We start from the raw sequence: 15,935 nt of genomic DNA, 5'->3' as shown, positions 1-15,935 counted from the left end.
ATGAGGCCGGCACAGGCAACCCCAAAAAAAAGGCGACCCGAAGGTCGCCTTTCTCATTTCAGCCGTTCAATCAACGCGCCGGGCCTTCAGCCACACCCAGGTCATCAGTCGGGCGGGTATCGGCCAGCGGTGCACCACCGGAAGCCAGTTCCGAGGCCAGCTTGTCGTTGTCCATTTCCTTGACCCACTTGGCCACGACCACGGTGGCCACGGCGTTGCCGATCAGGTTGGTCAGGGCGCGGGCTTCGGACATGAAGCGGTCGATACCCAGGATCAGTGCCAGGCCGGCAACCGGCAGGTGGCCAACGGCGGACAGGGTGGCAGCCAGCACGATGAAGCCCGAACCGGTTACACCGGCAGCACCTTTGGACGCAACCAGCAGCACCAGCAGCAGGGTGATCTGGTGGGTGATGTCCATGGTGGTGTCAGTGGCCTGGGCGATGAACACCGCGGCCATGGTCAGGTAGATCGAGGTGCCGTCCAGGTTGAACGAGTAGCCGGTCGGGATTACCAGGCCAACCACAGACTTCTTGGCACCCAGGCGCTCCATCTTGGCCAGCATGCGTGGCAGGGCCGATTCCGACGAGGAAGTACCCAGCACGATCAGCAGCTCTTCACGGATGTAGCGGATCAGCTTGAGGACACTGAAGCCGTGAGCGCGGCAGATACCGCCGAGCACGATCAGGATGAACGCCAGGCAGGTGATGTAGAAGCAGGCCATCAGGTAGCCCAGCTGTACCAGCGAACCCACGCCGTACTGGCCGATGGTGAAGGCCATGGCACCGAATGCACCGATCGGGGCGAGCTTCATGATCATGTTGATGATGTTGAACATCACATGGGCGAAGCGGTCGATCAGGTCCAGCACCGGCTTGCCGTAGCTGCCCAGGCGGTGCAGGGCGAAGCCGAAGATCACCGAGAACATCAGCACCTGCAGGATGTCGCCGTTGGCGAAGGCACCTACCACGGTGTTGGGGATGATGTTGAGCAGGAAGCCGACGGTGGTCTGCTGTGCGCCGGCGGCGGCGTAGGCGGCCACGCTGCTGGCGTTCAGGGTGCTGACGTCGATGTGCATGCCAGCGCCCGGCTTGACCACGTTGACGACCACGAGGCCGATGATCAGGGCGATGGTGGAGACGATTTCAAAGTACAACAGCGCGTAGCCGCCGGTCTTGCCGACCGACTTCATGCTCTGCATGCCAGCGATGCCGCTGACCACGGTACAGAAGATGATGGGCGCGATGACCATCTTGATCAGTTTGACGAAGCCATCACCCAAGGGTTTGAGGGCGACGCCGGTTTCCGGGTAGAAGTGGCCGAGCAGGATGCCGATGGTGATGGCGATGATCACCTGGACATACAGGGATTTGTACAGCGGCTGACGTGTCGTCATGGCTAATTTTCCTCAAGTGTGCCGGCTTCACCCTTCCCAGGGTGTGTTGGCACCTGAATCGCTAACCCTCCTGCACCTGGAGGGATTTGTCGTTGTGTTCGAGCTGCCTGGGCAGGCCTCTGCCAACTCAGATAGCAAGGGCGATGCCAAAATGCCCATCATGGGTGCAAAAGCCGTGTTTACGGGGCAGAAATGCCCAACGACAGGGCGAAACGGGGGGAATTTGATGGCGGGTTTCCGCCTGATGGCGGATTTCGTACAGGGGTGGGTGGCGGGAATCCGCCCCACCCTGAATATCAATCAAGCCGGAAAACGATGCGAAATGCAGCGCCACCCAGCCCGGAGTCTTCCAGGCTCAGCTCGGCGTCATAGCTGTCAACGATATCCTTCACCACCGCCAGCCCGATGCCCTGCCCCGGGTGCTGGCGGTCCAGCCGCTCGCCACGCTCCAGAATCCGCTTGCGCTGGCCGGCAGGCACACCGGGGCCGTCATCCTCGACACACAGGGCCAACTGCCCTGGCGCCTCCAGCAGGCTCACCCGCACCTGCCCCAAGCTCAGCCGGTAGGCGTTTTCAAGCAGGTTACCCAACAGCTCCAGCAAGGCGCCCTGCTCCATCGGCACCAGCGCCTGCTCCGGCACCTGCAACTCGACCTCGACCCGCTTGTCGCGGTACACCTTGTCCAGTGTGCTGCACAGGCTTACCAGCACAGGCCGCAACTGCACGTTATGGCGCACCAGGCCACTCTTACGCAGGCTGGCGCGCTGCAGCTGGTAGTCGATCTGCTGGCTCATGCGCTCGATCTGGCTTTGCAGCACACGCGCCTGCTCGCGCTCGCCATCGCGCTGCTGCAGGCTTTCACCCACGCCTTGCAGCACGGCAAGCGGTGTTTTCAGGCTGTGCGCCAGGTCACCCAACGAATCCCGGTAGCGCTGGCGTTGCTCCCGCTCACTCTGCAACAAGCGGTTGAGCGAGCCGGTCAGGCGCAGCAGTTCACGCGGGTGCTCCGTGCTCAGGCCATCGCGGGCGCCTGACTCCACGTCATCCAGTTCGCGGCTGAGCCGGCGCAACGAACGCAGGCCCCAGGTCAGCCCGGCCCACAGCAGCACCAGCAGGGCCAGCAAGGCGGCGCCAAAGCCGAGGTAGAGTTTTTCACGCAGGCCGGCGAGGGTTTGCTGGTACTCGCGCACCGGCTGCAGGGCAACGATGCTGTAAGCCGCACTTTGCCCGCCCAGCAGTTTGATCTCGACGTCATAAACGAAGAACTCTTCGTTGTCGTCTTGGTGAATACGGGCAAACTCGTTACCGCGCCCGTCATAGCGGGGCTGGTAATTGATGTTGCGGTCGGCGGTGGCACGCGAGCGCCACACCAATTTGCCATCACGGTCGAAGATGTAGCCCAGCAGGCCGGTGTACGGCAGGTTGTAGCGTTCGTCGGGCAGCAGTTCGGGCATCTGCAACTGACCATGCTCGATACGCGCGGCAGAGATGAGCGTGGTCACATCCGAGGCCAGGCGCTGCTCGATCGACTCCTGCAAGGCCAGGCTGAAGGCCTTCTGCAGGGCCGGCAGCAACGCCAGCATGAACAGCAGCGCCAGCACTGCCGCCGCCAGCATCAGGCGCACCCGCAGGGAGCGGATCACCGGCAGCGCTCGGTGAACAGGTAACCAAGGCCGCGCACCGTGTCGATGGGCTTGAAGCCGCGCTCGCCTTCAAGCTTGCGCCGCAGGCGGCCGACCAGCACTTCGATGACGTTGGGGTCGCGCTCCTCGTCATCGGGGTACAGCTGCTCCATCAGGCGATCCTTGGCCACCACCTGCTGGTGGTGGCGCATGAGGTATTCGAGGATGCGGTATTCGTAGGCGGTCAGCGCCAGCGGTTGCTCGTCCAGGGTCGCCTGCTTGCGGTTGAGGTCCAGCACCAGCGGGCCGGCGGCAATGGTCGACTGGGTAAAGCCGCTGGAGCGGCGCAACAAGGCATTGAGGCGTGCTTCGAGCTCTTCGAACTGGAAGGGTTTGACCAGGTAGTCGTCGGCCCCTGCGGCCAGGCCTTCTACCTTGTCTTGCCAGTTGCCACGGGCGGTGAGAATGAGGATGGGGAAGGTCTTGGCCTGGCTGCGCAGGCGGCCGATCAGCTCCAGGCCGCTCATGCCCGGCAGACCCAGGTCGATCACGGCCAGGTCGAAGTGGTACTGGTCGGCCTGGTAGAGGGCTTCTTCAGCATCTGCAACGGCCTGGACCACATGGCCGCTCTCGCCCAGGCGGGTGTTGAGGTGGTGCCGCAACAGGGCTTCGTCCTCGACCACCAGAAGTTTCATGTGGGGCTCCTTGGATGTGTGTTGCCTGTGCCGACGCTATCGCGGATAAATCCGCTCCTACAGGGGTCGGTGTAGGAGCGGATTTATCCGCGATAGCGTCGGCACAGGATAACTAGAACTTGTAGTTCGCCGACAGGTAAGTCTGCGCGCTGCTGGTCAGGCGCAGGGTGCCATCCTTCGGCCCGCCGCTGGCGCCCACTTCGGTGGCGGCATTGGTGCGCAGGTAACGGTAGCCCAGTTCCACCGAGGCCTTGTCGGTAATCTCCTGAATCACGCCCGCCTGCAGGCCCACGGCGTAGCCGTAGTCGGTATCGCGGCTGGCGCCCGGCGAGTCCTGGGTCAGCTTGGTCATGCCCAGGCTACCGCCGCCGAACAGCTTGGTGGTGTCCGTTACCGGCAGGAAGCGGTCATAGCTGCCAAGCAGGTTTTCCTGGCGCAGCTTCAGGCCGCTGTGGTCGCCCGACACATTATCGTAGGTGGCGTAGTAACGGCCCTGGTCGTTGATTTTGCCCAGGCGCACGCCCCAGGTATCGTCCTTGCCAATGATGCCGTCGGCATTCAGGTTGTCGGTGTTGCGCTGCAGCAGGCCGGACTTGCGCACCTTGTCGCTGGTCTGGCCATAGGTGAGGCTGGCGAAGTTGTCGTCGGCAGCCTGGGCGGTGGTGATGCCAGCGGCGCAGACGGCCATGGCGGCGAGCAGGGTATTGAACGTTTTCATGGTGGGGCTCTCCAGATGGAATGCGCTGTTTCTGTCTGGAAGCTAGAGTAAGCAGGGTGCCCTGAACCGCGGCTGAACCCTGGCTGAACCTCGGCTGAACGAACCGTTTGCAAAACAAGGAGTAGTGAACATGCGTGCCCTGCTGGCTGTGACCCTGATGTGCAGCGCCGCTCTTGCCCAGGCGGCCGTACAAACCCGCGAAATCCCTTACCAGGACGCTGAGGGCAAGCGTTATGTCGGCTATTACGCCTATGACGATGCGATCGAGGGCAAGCGCCCTGGCATCGTGGTGGTACACGAGTGGTGGGGGCTGAACGACTACGCCAAGCGCCGCGCCCGCGACCTGGCGGCCCTGGGCTACAACGCGCTGGCCATCGACATGTATGGCGATGGCAAGAAAACCGAGCACCCGGCAGAGGCCCAGGCCTTCATGGCCGAAGCGATGAAAGACCCGAAAGAAGCGATCGAGCGCTTTGACGCGGGGCTGGAATTGCTCAAGAAACAGCCAAACATCAACAAGCACCAGATCGCTGCCGTGGGCTACTGCTTTGGCGGCAAGGTGGTGCTCGATGCGGCGCGCCGGGGTGAAAAGCTTGATGGGGTGGTGAGCTTCCATGGTGCTTTGGCTACCCAGACACCGGCCAAACCGGGCGTGATCCGCGCGAAGATCCTGGTGGAGCATGGCGAGGCTGACAGCATGGTCACGCCGGAGCAGGTGACGGCGTTCAAGGCGGAAATGGATGCAGTGAAGGCCGACTACAAGTTCGTCGGGATTCCCGGTGCCAAGCATGGGTTTACCAACCCGGATGCCGATCGGCTGAGCCATGGCGAACATGGCGGGCCGGATATCGGGTATAGCAAGGCGGCGGATGAGAGTTCGTGGGCGGATATGCAGGCTTTTTTGAAGTCGGCGTTTGACTGAACGATCGCCGGGGCGCCGGACCGGTCGGAAAGGGCTGCGCAGCAGCCCCACCTCCCACACATCCCCTACGGCTGGCACAATACAGCCATGAACACACTCCCCAACTGCTGCGCCCCGCTCCAGTTCCACTGGCCCCTGCCCCGCCCGCTCCCGGGTGCGGTACTGGCCAGTTGCGCCTTCGACCCCGCCCAACTGGCCACCGACGACTTTCAGCGCGTCGGCATCGTGCCCAACGCCAGCCTGCAACGCTCAGTGGCCAAGCGCCAGGCCGAGTACCTGGCTGGCCGAGTGTGCGCCCGCGCCGCGCTGCAGCGGCTCGATGGCCGCGACTATGTACCCGGCACCCATGAAGACCGCTCCCCCATCTGGCCAACCGGCATTCATGGTTCGATCACCCATGGCAAAGGCTGGGCCGCTGCCGTGGTGGCCGCCGACAGCGCTTGCAGGGGCATCGGGCTGGACCAGGAAACACTGCTTGACGATGAGCGCGCCGAACGACTGATGGGCGAAATCCTCACCCCGGCCGAACTCGAGCGCCTCGACCGCACCCAGCTTGCCCTGGCCGTGACGCTCACCTTCTCGCTGAAGGAAAGCCTGTTCAAGACCCTGTACCCACTCACTCGCCAGCGCTTCTACTTCGAGCACGCCGAAATCCTGGATTGGTCCAGCGACGGCCAGGCCCGCCTGCGCTTGCTGACCGACCTGTCGCCTGAGTGGCACCATGGCGCGGAAGTGCAAGGCCAGTTCAACGTGCAAGGCGGCCAGTTGCTCAGCCTGGTAAGCGTCTAGCCACTACTGTGGCGCCTGCTCACGCGGCCAGTTCAGGCTGAAGCAGGCCCCGCCCAGCGCTTCGCTGCGCCCCACCGTGGCGCGGCCGGCGTGCCAGTAAATGATCCGCCGCACGATCGACAACCCTAAGCCATGCCCGCCCGACGCCCGGGTACGGCTGTCGTCCAGCCGGGTAAAAGGCGTGAAGATGCGATCCCAGTAGCTTTCAGGAATACCGGGGCCATCATCCTCCACATCGATGCGACAGCGCTGTTGGCCGAGTTGGTAACTCAGGCGCACTTCGGTGCCTGCATGGCGCAAGGCATTGCTGACCAGGTTCTGCAAGGCGCGGTGCAGGTAACGCAGCTCAGCCTCGACCCAGGCACCCTGCGCGTCGTGCACCTGGCATTCACCGCGCACCAGTTTCACGTTGGGGTTGAGCGGCGCCAGTTCGACGATCACCCGGTCAAGCAGGGCATTCAGGTCGATACGCTCAAAATGCAGCGCAGGCGCGCCCTGCTCCAGGCGGGCGTAGGTCAGCATCTCGTCCACCAAGCGGTCCAGGTCCTGGATATCGCCGTCCATGCCGGCCAGGTGCTTGGCGCGCGCCTGCTCGCTGGGCGCGTTTTCGATCATCTCCAGGCCAAAGCGCAAACGCGCCACGGGCGTGCGCAACTCGTGGGAAACGGCCCGCACCAGCTCACGCTGCATGTTCAGTGAGCGCTGCAGGTGCTCGGCCATGCCATTGAACGCTGCTGCCAGGCGCCCAACCGAGTCGGCGTCACCGGCCGGCACTCGGGTGTCCAGGCTGCCCTGGGCAATACGTGTGGCGGCAACTTCCATTCCCGAAACCCGCCGTTCCAGCTGACGCACCAGCAAATAGACCACCAGGCCAATCAGGCACAAGCCAAGGAACGCAATAAGGATCAACAGTTGCGGCGGATAGGGGTTGAGCTGGTGCAGCGGGCCAATTTCCAGCACCCAGGGTGAACCCGGCAGGCCAGCGAACACGCGGATCGAATCGCCGTCCGCGCCCAGCGCCATGACGGTGTCGCCCTCCTCCACCCGACGGCGCTGGTCGTCGTCTAGGCCCACCCGCTCCAGGCGCTGCAAAGCGATACCAAAGCCAAAGCCCTTGCTCTCCCTGATCTGCGCCAGCCGCTGTTGCTGCTCGGTCACCGGGTAACGCACCAACTCGTCGGCGAGCAAATACAGCGTGGCGCGCGCCAACTGCTCACTGACCTGCTTGACTTGGGCTACGAGCAGCATGTCTTCCTGGCCGACCTTGCGCAGCACCTGCGCGGCGTGCGGCCCGGTTTTCTCCACAACCACCAGGCCGCGGTACAGCCGTGCGCGCTGGGTGCCATCCAGCGGCCGTGTCGACATGGCCTGCAAGTCCAGTGGCACACCCAGCAGGCGCTCCCAGATCAGCAGCGAGCGTTTGCGTTCGGTTTGATTCTGCTGCGCCAGGTTGTCGGCCATCAGGCTGAACGTGCCCTGGGCCAGGCGCTCGCGATGCTGGGCGGCGCGCACTTCATTCACCAGGTGCAGGGTCAGCACACCCAGCAGGCCAACCAGCACCAGCACGGCGAGCATGCCGCCATAAATGCGCAGGAAAATGGAGTTGTTCATGGGGCATCGCCGACAAACAAATAGCCTTTGCTGCGCAGGGTCTTGATCAGCCGTGGGTGAATCGGGTCATCACCTATCTTGGGGCGGATCTTGGAAATACGCACATCGATGGAGCGGTCCTGGCCGTCGTAGCCCACCCCGCGCAACGCGGTGAAGATCTGCTCGCGGGACAGTACCCGGCCGGCGTTGCTGGCCAGCAGCCAGAGCAGGTCGAATTCGGCGCCGGTGAGGTCGATCAGCTGCTCGCCCAGGTGCGCCTCGCGCTGGCGGTTGTCCAGGCGTAGCGCGCCGAAGGCCAGGTCGTGGCGCTTGCCGTCCGTGGGTTCGCTGCGCCGCAGCAGGGCCTGGATACGCGCCAGCAGCAGGCGGGGGCGTACCGGTTTGCACACATAGTCGTCGGCGCCCAGGTCCAGGCCCTGAACCTGGTCGAGTTCGTCGCTGCGGGCGGTAAGCATGAGGATCGGACCGGGGTACTGGCTGCGTACGCGACGGCAGATGCTCAGGCCGTCTTCGCCGGGCAGCATCAGGTCGAGGATCACAAGGTCGGGCTGGCTGTCGACGATGCGACGGGCAGCACGGGCGCCGTCGCCTTCCACCGATACGTCGAAGCCATTGGCTTGCAGGTATTCGGCGGTGAGCTCGGCAAGGCGTTGGTCGTCTTCGACGATGAGTAGACGGGGGGTGGGGTTATCCATGGCTTTTGCCTTTGGCTGTTGTTCTTGTGAAGCCTGTGGGGGCCCTTTCGCAAGGCAAGGCCGCTCCTTCGGGTGCGGTACAATTTGACACATCCGCAAGGGATACTACGTCCCGGCCCCGGCGCTGCCAACCTGCGCCCGATGCAGAAAAATAGTGCAAACCTCTTGGTACAAGGCCTACAGCGAATACCCACTATTCACACACAAAGTACCCACACGTTATCCACAGGCGTCCGCCTTGCAAAGACCCCAATACCGCATTATCTTGTATCCCGAATGCAGCAAACCACTAGATGTTGGGTTTAAGCCAAAATCTCAAACACAACTCGGCACGGAAATTCAAGCGATTTTTCCTGCTGAACTTACAGTGGTTTCAACAACCAAACCGCTCCAGCGGAATATGGAGAACAAGCTTTCAGGCATGCCCCGGCATCGCCTCATAGCCTTTGACTTCGGCCAGGGAGCGGCAAGGTTCTTGCCCCCAATTCCTGAGTCTGTCCCGAAGTCGGTACGCCCGAGCGGGCGGATGCGCGCGCATGACGCATCCCGCACCGGGCATCGAAGTAGCGGACGGAACGGTGGGCGCCCACAAGGCGCCTGAACACTATAGAAACTGTGGAGACACCCACCCATGCAAACCGACACAACTCGCGAGAACCCGCAGGCCCAGGCGCCGCAGGCCGAGTCCAATCTGGATCTGGCTGCCACCGCCCCTGGCCAACTGCGCGTGATCAAGCGCAACGGCACTGTCGTCCCTTACACCGACGACAAGATCACCGTGGCCATCACCAAGGCGTTCCTCGCAGTTGAAGGCGGCACCGCCGCCGCCTCGTCGCGCATCCACGACACCGTCGCACGCCTGACCGAGCAGGTTACCGCCACGTTCAAGCGTCGCATGCCATCGGGTGGCACCATCCACATCGAAGAAATCCAGGACCAGGTCGAACTGGCCCTGATGCGTGCCGGCGAGCAGAAAGTTGCCCGTGACTACGTGATCTACCGCGACCAGCGTGCCAAGGAGCGTGCCACCCGCGCCCACACCGACGCCGTGGTCGAGCCGCACCCAAGCATCCGCATCACCCTGGCCGACGGCAGCCTGGCCCCTCTGGACATGGCCCGCCTGAACACCATCATCAGCGAAGCCTGCGAAGGCCTGGCCGAAGTCGATGGCGACCTGATCCAGCGCGAAACCCTGAAGAACCTGTACGACGGCGTGGCCATCAAGGACGTCAACACCGCCCTGGTAATGACCGCCCGTACCCTGGTAGAGCGCGAGCCGAACTACTCGTTCGTCACCGCCCGCCTGCTGATGGACACCCTGCGTGCCGAAGGCCTGGGCTTCCTCAACGTCGCCGACAGCGCCACCCACCACGAGATGGCCGACCTGTACGCCAAGGCCCTGCCGGCCTACATCGCCAAAGGTGTCGAGTTCGAACTGCTGAACCCGGCCCTGGCCGACTTCGACCTGGAAAAACTCGGCAAGGCGATCAACCACGAGCGCGACCAGCAGTTCACCTACCTGGGCCTGCAAACCCTGTACGACCGCTACTTCATCCACAAGGATGGCGTGCGCTTCGAGCTGCCGCAGGTATTCTTCATGCGTGTGGCCATGGGCCTGGCGCTGGAAGAAAAAGACAAGGAAGCCCGTGCGATCGAGTTCTACAACCTGTTGTCGTCGTTCGACTACATGGCCTCGACCCCGACCCTGTTCAACGCCGGCACCCTGCGCCCGCAGCTGTCCAGCTGCTACCTGACCACCGTGCCGGACGACCTGTCGGGCATCTACCACGCGATCCACGACAACGCCATGCTGTCGAAATTCGCCGGCGGCCTGGGCAACGACTGGACCCCTGTGCGCGCACTGGGCTCCTACATCAAGGGCACCAACGGTAAATCCCAGGGCGTCGTGCCGTTCCTGAAAGTGGTCAACGACACCGCTGTTGCTGTTAACCAGGGCGGCAAGCGCAAAGGCGCTGTCTGTGCCTACCTGGAAACCTGGCACCTGGACATCGAAGAATTCATCGAGCTGCGCAAGAACACCGGTGATGACCGTCGTCGTACCCACGACATGAACACCGCCAACTGGATCCCGGACCTGTTCATGAAGCGCGTCTTCGATGACGGCAAGTGGACCCTGTTCTCGCCATCGGAAGTGCCAGACCTGCACGACCTGACCGGCAAGGCCTTCGAAGAGCGCTACGAGTACTACGAAGCCCTGACCGAGTACAACAAGATCAAGGTATTCAAGACCATCCAGGCCAAAGACCTGTGGCGCAAGATGCTGTCGATGCTGTTCGAGACCGGCCACCCGTGGCTGACCTTCAAAGACCCGTGCAACCTGCGTTCGCCGCAGCAGCACGTGGGCGTGGTCCACAGCTCGAACCTGTGCACCGAGATCACCCTGAACACCAACAAGGACGAGATCGCGGTCTGCAACCTGGGCTCGATCAACCTGCCGAACCACATCGTCGACGGCAAGCTGGACACCGCCAAGCTGCAAGGCACCGTGAACACTGCCGTGCGCATGCTCGACAACGTGATCGACATCAACTACTACTCGGTGCCGCAAGCGCGTAACTCGAACTTCAAGCACCGCCCGGTCGGCCTGGGCATCATGGGCTTCCAGGATGCGCTGTACCTGCAGCACATTCCTTATGGCTCTGACGCTGCCGTCGAGTTCGCCGACAAGTCCATGGAAGCGGTCAGCTACTTCGCCATCCAGGCCTCGTGCGACCTGGCCGATGAGCGTGGCGCCTACGAGACCTTCCAGGGTTCGCTGTGGTCCAAAGGCATCCTGCCGCTGGACTCGCAACAGATCCTGATCGAAGCCCGTGGCGCCAAGTACATCGACGTCAACCTGGAAGAGACCCTGGACTGGGCGCCGATCCGTGCCCGCGTGCAAAAAGGTATTCGTAACTCGAACATCATGGCCATCGCGCCGACCGCGACCATCGCCAACATCACCGGCGTATCGCAGTCCATCGAGCCGACCTACCAGAACCTGTACGTGAAATCGAACCTGTCGGGCGAGTTCACCGTGATCAACCCGTACCTGGTCCGCGACCTGAAAGCCCGCGGCCTGTGGGACTCGGTGATGATCAACGACCTGAAGTACTACGACGGTTCGGTGCAGCAGATCGAGCGTATTCCGCAAGAGCTCAAAGACCTGTACGCCACCGCGTTCGAAGTTGAGACCAAGTGGATCGTCGATGCTGCCAGCCGTCGCCAGAAGTGGATCGACCAGGCTCAGTCGCTGAACCTGTACATCGCCGGCGCATCGGGCAAGAAGCTGGACGTGACCTACCGCATGGCCTGGTACCGTGGCCTGAAAACCACCTACTACCTCCGTGCCCTGGCTGCGACCAGCACCGAGAAGTCGACCATCAACACCGGCAAGCTCAATGCGGTGTCCAGCGGTGGCGACAGCGCCCCGGTCCAGGCCGCTGGCCCGGCGCCAGTGCCGAAGGCCTGCGCGATCGACGAGCCGGATTGCGAAGCCTGCCAATAAGGCGTAGGTAAAAGCCGCACGGGGTGCCTTCGGGTGCCCCTTGCGGCTTTTTTGTGCCTGATTTTCAGAGAAACCCTGCCCTTTTCACACCGCCTGAACGGTTCGGTACAAAGGCAGGACCCTTCAATGAGGATGCTCACCATGGCACAGAAAAAAGTGGCAAGCCGCAAGATTGGCCGCAATGCCGAGACCGGCCGCTTCACCTCGGTTGAACAGGCACGCAAGCAACCCAAGACCCACATAGTGGAAACGCTGCACAAGCATCACAGCTAACCCGGTCGCTGTGGGAGCGGCCTCGTGTCGCGAAAGGGTCGCGTAGCGGCCCCGGCAATGTCAGCTGCGGAGCTGCAAACCGGGGGGTGCTATGCACCCCTTTCGCGACGCAAGGCCGCTCCCACAAAGATCGAAAGAACACCACATGATGTGTAAAAAACAAATAAAGGCACAACATATGGTGATTTATGCTTTCTTTCCCGCTACACTCCTACCCATCGAAAACGACACGCGATTCGTAAACGGCCACGCGTAACCCCGGTCGAAAATTTACCCTCGCCCGCCAGACTCGTGCCCCGATCGACAGCGAATTCCGGTATACTTCGCCCCCTCTGAAAAGGGCACCCATTCAATTGTCCTGGCCCCTCACCGAGGCCCGGCCAGGCACAAGCCAGAACACATTCCGATGTAAACGAGAGTCAGCCTCTCGAGCTGTCCATTCGCCGTTAGGCCTTGCGTCAGGCATCACACTTTTAAAATCCAACCGGTTACCCCCGGGTAACCCTCAAGCAGGAGCCAATCACCATGCTGAGCTGGGACGAATTCGACAAGGAAGACGGCGAAGTAGCCGCCAAAGGCAACACCCCTGCGCAGGCCAACGCCGCCGCCACCCTCGACAAGCTCGACAGCGCCGGCGGTGCCGCCGCCCTTGAAGCCCGTGCCGCCACCGCCGCTGACTCCGACGCCGTCAAACGCGCCAAGGCCGCCCTCGACGCCCTCGACATCGCCGAAGGCCTGGCCGAGCTGGAAGGCTCCTCGGCCCGTGTTGCCGTTGACGAAAAGCGCATGATCAACTGCCGCGCCGACCTGAACCAACTGGTACCGTTCAAGTACGACTGGGCCTGGCAGAAGTACCTCGACGGCTGCGCCAACCACTGGATGCCGCAAGAGGTCAACATGACCGCCGACATCGCCCTGTGGAAGAGCCAGGACGGCCTGACCGAAGACGAGCGCCGTATCGTCATGCGTAACCTGGGCTTCTTCTCCACCGCCGACTCGCTGGTTGCCAACAACCTGGCCCTGGCCGTGTACCGCCTGATCACCAACCCGGAGTGCCGCCAGTACATCCTGCGCCAGGCCTTCGAAGAGGCGATCCACACCCACGCCTACCAGTACTGCATCGAGTCGCTGGGCATGGATGAAGGCGAGATCTTCAACATGTACCACGAGATCCCGTCGGTCGCTAAAAAAGCCGCCTGGGGCCTGAAGTACACCCGCGCCATCTCCGACCCGGAATTTAACACCGGCACCGTCGAAACCGACAAAGAGCTGCTGCGCAACCTGATCGCTTACTACTGCGTACTGGAAGGCATCTTCTTCTACTGCGGCTTCACCCAGATCCTGTCCATGGGCCGCCGCAACAAGATGACCGGCGTTGCCGAGCAGTTCCAGTACATCCTGCGTGACGAGTCGATGCACCTGAACTTCGGTATCGACGTGATCAACCAGATCAAGATCGAAAACCCGCACCTGTGGGATGCGGCCATGAAGGAAGAAGCGACCCAGATGATCCTGCAAGGGACCCAGCTGGAGATCGAATATGCCCGTGACACCATGCCACGCGGTGTACTGGGCATGAACGCCGCGATGATGGAGGACTACCTCAAGTTCATCGCCAACCGTCGCCTGACCCAGATCGGCCTGAAGGAAGAGTACCCAGGCACCAACAACCCGTTCCCTTGGATGAGCGAGATCATGGACTTGAAGAAAGAGAAGAACTTCTTTGAGACGCGTGTGATCGAGTATCAGACTGGTGGGGCACTGAGCTGGGACTGATCGTCCGGGCTGGGTATCGAGAAGGCTGCCGATTGGCAGCCTTTTTTGTGTCTCAAAATTCGCTTTTGGGCTGCGCTGCCCGGCCGCAAGCGTGTCGCGTACCCTGTAGGAGCGGCTTCAGCCGCGAAGAAAGCGACGCGGTGCCTGGCACCGGCTTTGCCGGTGTTCGCGGCTAAAGCCGCTCCTACACGTCCCTGCCAATTCACGCCGTAACGGGCTTCCTGGCCTCAAGCAGATTGTGCAAGGTGTTCAGGAACAGGTCGAAACTGATGATGCCGCTGCCCACGGTCGACAGCACGGTCTGGCCGTTCTCGTCCTTGATCACCACCAACTCCGTCCACTGGCTGAGGTCTACGTCACGCAGGCTGTTCAGCGACACCTTGTGGCCATCGACATCCAGGGCTTGCGAGGTGACAACCAGCGGCTTGGTAGCGATATTGACGAAATCACCACGCATGCGCTTTTTCCACACCTGCGAAGATTCCAGGTAGTTGAACTGCACCGCACCGCCGCTTTCCAGCGTGGCGAGTACGGCTGGCTGGCGTTCGTTCAGGTACTGCTCACGCACTTGCTCAAGGAACACATAGAGCTTTTGCAGGTGCGGGTTGACGCGGCGGAAGGGTTCGCTGGCATTGCGGCGGTAAGCGAGGTTGTTGAGCAAACCGGCAATGGCGGTCTGGCCCGAGGCGAACAGGTAGAAGTCGCCCATCTCGCTGAACGGCACATAGTCGCGCTGGCTGCCAATGATCTGGCAGATGCCCTTTTCATACACTTCGTAACGGGCGACACGCAGCTTTTTCTGCCACAGGGCCAGGCCGAACAGGCTTACGCCGATGACCAGCAACAAACCGATGGTGGAGTACAACAGTTGCGCCGGTGGGCCGCTTCCATCCGGGGTGACGACGCTGAGGTAGCCGACGAAAGCAGCCAGGCCCACAAAGATGCTGCCAAGTGCCATCAGGGCGATGATCAACGCCTTGCCATAGCCATAACTGCCGAGCAGCTTGCCGGTGGACGTAGTTGGGGTGGGTTGCATGGTAAAGCCTCCTTGCCTTGGGGAATGAAACGTCATGTCTCTGCTGGCGTTGAGACATGACTTGCTGAAGTTTGTTCCACGGTGCTGCCAACACGGGCTAATTTTTCAGCCCGAGTTCCTCCGACAGCCGGGCGGTCACATCCTTGATCACCGGAATCAGCTTGCGCATCTTTTCTTCGGGCATGTACGGCACGGTGCTGGCCACGCTGATGCCGGCAACGATATGGCGGCTGGCATCGCGCACCGGCGCTGCCACGCAGCGGATCGACGGTTCGTTGTCCTCCAGGTCGAAGGCGTAGCCCCCCGCCACATATTCCACCATGCGCTGTTCGAACTGTGGCCACGTTTGTTCAGCGTGGTCCGGCCAGAATGCACTCTTGCCCCCCACCGGCAGGCTGGTTTCATACAACCGCTGCCACTCGGCCGGGGTGTCGTCGAGCATCAGCGCCTTGCCGATGCCGGTGCGCGCCAGCGGCATGCGATGGCCGACCCGTGAGCGCATCTCTGGGCCGTTACGGCCCGGCGTCTTGTGCAGGTACAGCACCTCATCGCCTTCGCGGATCGCCAGGTGAATGGTGTCGCCGGTCAACGCCGAGAGCTCGTCCAGATACGGCGCGGCCAACGTCACCAGTGGCAGCTCTTCGCGGGCCTGAAAGCCCAACTCGATCAGCTTCGGCCCCAGCAGGTAGCCCACCTGGGGCAATACGCGCAGGTAGCGTTCCTCTACCAGGCAACTGACCAGGCGGTGGGTAGTGCTGCGGGTGGTGCCGATATGTCGGGCGATTTCCTTGAGGTCCCGGGCGCCAGCGGCCACGGCCTGCACCACCGCCAGGCCGCGCAGCAGGGTCTGGGTACCGGTCGGGGCTGCGGTTTTAGCGGGGTCTTCCTGCATGTCCT

At 62.3% G+C, this 15,935-nt stretch carries 13 protein-coding genes; 5 read left to right on the top strand and 8 right to left on the bottom strand.

All coding sequences use genetic code 11. The annotated features are described in order from the left end of the window. Positions 1–70: 70 nt before the first annotated feature. The 4 genes from PVV54_RS06125 to PVV54_RS06110 form a co-directional block, all read right to left on the bottom strand. Positions 71–1,393, bottom strand: coding sequence for a dicarboxylate/amino acid:cation symporter (locus tag PVV54_RS06125; protein WP_274909078.1), 1,323 nt, complete (start codon positions 1,391–1,393; stop codon positions 71–73). A 296-nt stretch (positions 1,394–1,689) separates the two neighbouring features. Next, positions 1,690–3,036, bottom strand: a complete 1,347-nt coding sequence (locus PVV54_RS06120) for an ATP-binding protein (RefSeq protein WP_274909077.1) — start codon at positions 3,034–3,036, stop codon at positions 1,690–1,692. Beyond that, positions 3,033–3,710: a response regulator gene (locus PVV54_RS06115; RefSeq protein WP_274909076.1), complete on the bottom strand. Its 678-nt coding sequence runs from the start codon at positions 3,708–3,710 to the stop codon at positions 3,033–3,035. The genes PVV54_RS06120 and PVV54_RS06115 overlap by 4 nt, the downstream gene beginning before the upstream one ends. A gap of 112 nt (positions 3,711–3,822) precedes the next feature. Beyond that, positions 3,823–4,428: a hypothetical protein gene (locus tag PVV54_RS06110; RefSeq protein WP_274909075.1), complete on the bottom strand. Its 606-nt coding sequence runs from the start codon at positions 4,426–4,428 to the stop codon at positions 3,823–3,825. Between the two features lie 130 nt (positions 4,429–4,558). Between PVV54_RS06110 and PVV54_RS06105 the strand changes: the two genes are divergently transcribed. Then, positions 4,559–5,350, top strand: a complete 792-nt coding sequence (locus PVV54_RS06105) for a dienelactone hydrolase family protein (RefSeq protein ID WP_274909074.1) — start codon at positions 4,559–4,561, stop codon at positions 5,348–5,350. A gap of 87 nt (positions 5,351–5,437) precedes the next feature. Next, positions 5,438–6,139, top strand: a complete 702-nt coding sequence (locus PVV54_RS06100) for a 4'-phosphopantetheinyl transferase family protein (protein WP_274909073.1) — start codon at positions 5,438–5,440, stop codon at positions 6,137–6,139. Positions 6,140–6,142: 3 nt separating this feature from the next. Here the strand turns inward: PVV54_RS06100 and PVV54_RS06095 are convergent, their stop codons facing one another. After that, positions 6,143–7,750, bottom strand: coding sequence for an ATP-binding protein (locus tag PVV54_RS06095; protein WP_274909072.1), 1,608 nt, complete (start codon positions 7,748–7,750; stop codon positions 6,143–6,145). Continuing rightward, a complete protein-coding gene (locus tag PVV54_RS06090; RefSeq protein ID WP_274909071.1) occupies positions 7,747–8,445 on the bottom strand; it encodes a response regulator transcription factor in 699 nt (232 codons plus the stop codon). Before PVV54_RS06090 ends, PVV54_RS06095 begins: the two co-directional genes overlap by 4 nt. A gap of 631 nt (positions 8,446–9,076) precedes the next feature. Between PVV54_RS06090 and PVV54_RS06085 the strand changes: the two genes are divergently transcribed. From PVV54_RS06085 to PVV54_RS06075, 3 genes are all read left to right on the top strand, one after another. Continuing rightward, on the top strand, positions 9,077–11,953 hold the full coding sequence (locus tag PVV54_RS06085) for a ribonucleoside-diphosphate reductase subunit alpha (RefSeq protein ID WP_274909070.1): 2,877 nt from the start codon (positions 9,077–9,079) through the stop codon (positions 11,951–11,953). A 141-nt stretch (positions 11,954–12,094) separates the two neighbouring features. After that, on the top strand, positions 12,095–12,226 hold the full coding sequence (locus tag PVV54_RS06080; RefSeq protein WP_274909069.1) for a hypothetical protein: 132 nt from the start codon (positions 12,095–12,097) through the stop codon (positions 12,224–12,226). Between the two features lie 525 nt (positions 12,227–12,751). Continuing rightward, complete coding sequence (locus PVV54_RS06075) at positions 12,752–14,002, top strand: ribonucleotide-diphosphate reductase subunit beta (RefSeq protein ID WP_274909068.1); 1,251 nt, start codon at positions 12,752–12,754, stop codon at positions 14,000–14,002. Positions 14,003–14,204: 202 nt separating this feature from the next. On the opposite strand, the gene PVV54_RS06070 is transcribed toward PVV54_RS06075, so the two are convergent. Both PVV54_RS06070 and PVV54_RS06065 read right to left on the bottom strand, forming a co-directional pair. Beyond that, positions 14,205–15,038: a hypothetical protein gene (locus PVV54_RS06070; RefSeq protein WP_274909067.1), complete on the bottom strand. Its 834-nt coding sequence runs from the start codon at positions 15,036–15,038 to the stop codon at positions 14,205–14,207. Positions 15,039–15,135: 97 nt separating this feature from the next. Continuing rightward, the gene (locus tag PVV54_RS06065) at positions 15,136–15,930 is read right to left on the bottom strand and encodes an IclR family transcriptional regulator (protein WP_274909066.1); all 795 of its coding nucleotides are present in this window, start codon (positions 15,928–15,930) and stop codon (positions 15,136–15,138) included. Positions 15,931–15,935: the final 5 nt, after the last annotated feature.

This window comes from Pseudomonas sp. PSKL.D1 (assembly GCF_028898945.1).
GTDB lineage: Bacteria > Pseudomonadota > Gammaproteobacteria > Pseudomonadales > Pseudomonadaceae > Aquipseudomonas.
This window is presented reverse-complemented; position numbering and strand designations above follow the sequence as displayed.

Bases quoted from the DNA above. Each gene is read 5' to 3' on its own strand.
- PVV54_RS06110 (WP_274909075.1), bottom strand. From the start codon at position 4,428: ATGAAAACGTTCAATACCCTGCTCGCCGCCATGGCCGTCTGCGCCGCT.
- PVV54_RS06095 (WP_274909072.1), bottom strand. From the start codon at position 7,750: ATGAACAACTCCATTTTCCTGCGCATTTATGGCGGCATGCTCGCCGTG.
- PVV54_RS06080 (WP_274909069.1), top strand. From the start codon at position 12,095: ATGGCACAGAAAAAAGTGGCAAGCCGCAAGATTGGCCGCAATGCCGAG.
- PVV54_RS06065 (WP_274909066.1), bottom strand. From the start codon at position 15,930: ATGCAGGAAGACCCCGCTAAAACCGCAGCCCCGACCGGTACCCAGACC.
- PVV54_RS06125 (WP_274909078.1), bottom strand. From the start codon at position 1,393: ATGACGACACGTCAGCCGCTGTACAAATCCCTGTATGTCCAGGTGATC.
- PVV54_RS06100 (WP_274909073.1), top strand. From the start codon at position 5,438: ATGAACACACTCCCCAACTGCTGCGCCCCGCTCCAGTTCCACTGGCCC.
- PVV54_RS06085 (WP_274909070.1), top strand. From the start codon at position 9,077: ATGCAAACCGACACAACTCGCGAGAACCCGCAGGCCCAGGCGCCGCAG.
- PVV54_RS06115 (WP_274909076.1), bottom strand. From the start codon at position 3,710: ATGAAACTTCTGGTGGTCGAGGACGAAGCCCTGTTGCGGCACCACCTC.
- PVV54_RS06105 (WP_274909074.1), top strand. From the start codon at position 4,559: ATGCGTGCCCTGCTGGCTGTGACCCTGATGTGCAGCGCCGCTCTTGCC.
- PVV54_RS06070 (WP_274909067.1), bottom strand. From the start codon at position 15,038: ATGCAACCCACCCCAACTACGTCCACCGGCAAGCTGCTCGGCAGTTAT.
- PVV54_RS06075 (WP_274909068.1), top strand. From the start codon at position 12,752: ATGCTGAGCTGGGACGAATTCGACAAGGAAGACGGCGAAGTAGCCGCC.
- PVV54_RS06090 (WP_274909071.1), bottom strand. From the start codon at position 8,445: ATGGATAACCCCACCCCCCGTCTACTCATCGTCGAAGACGACCAACGC.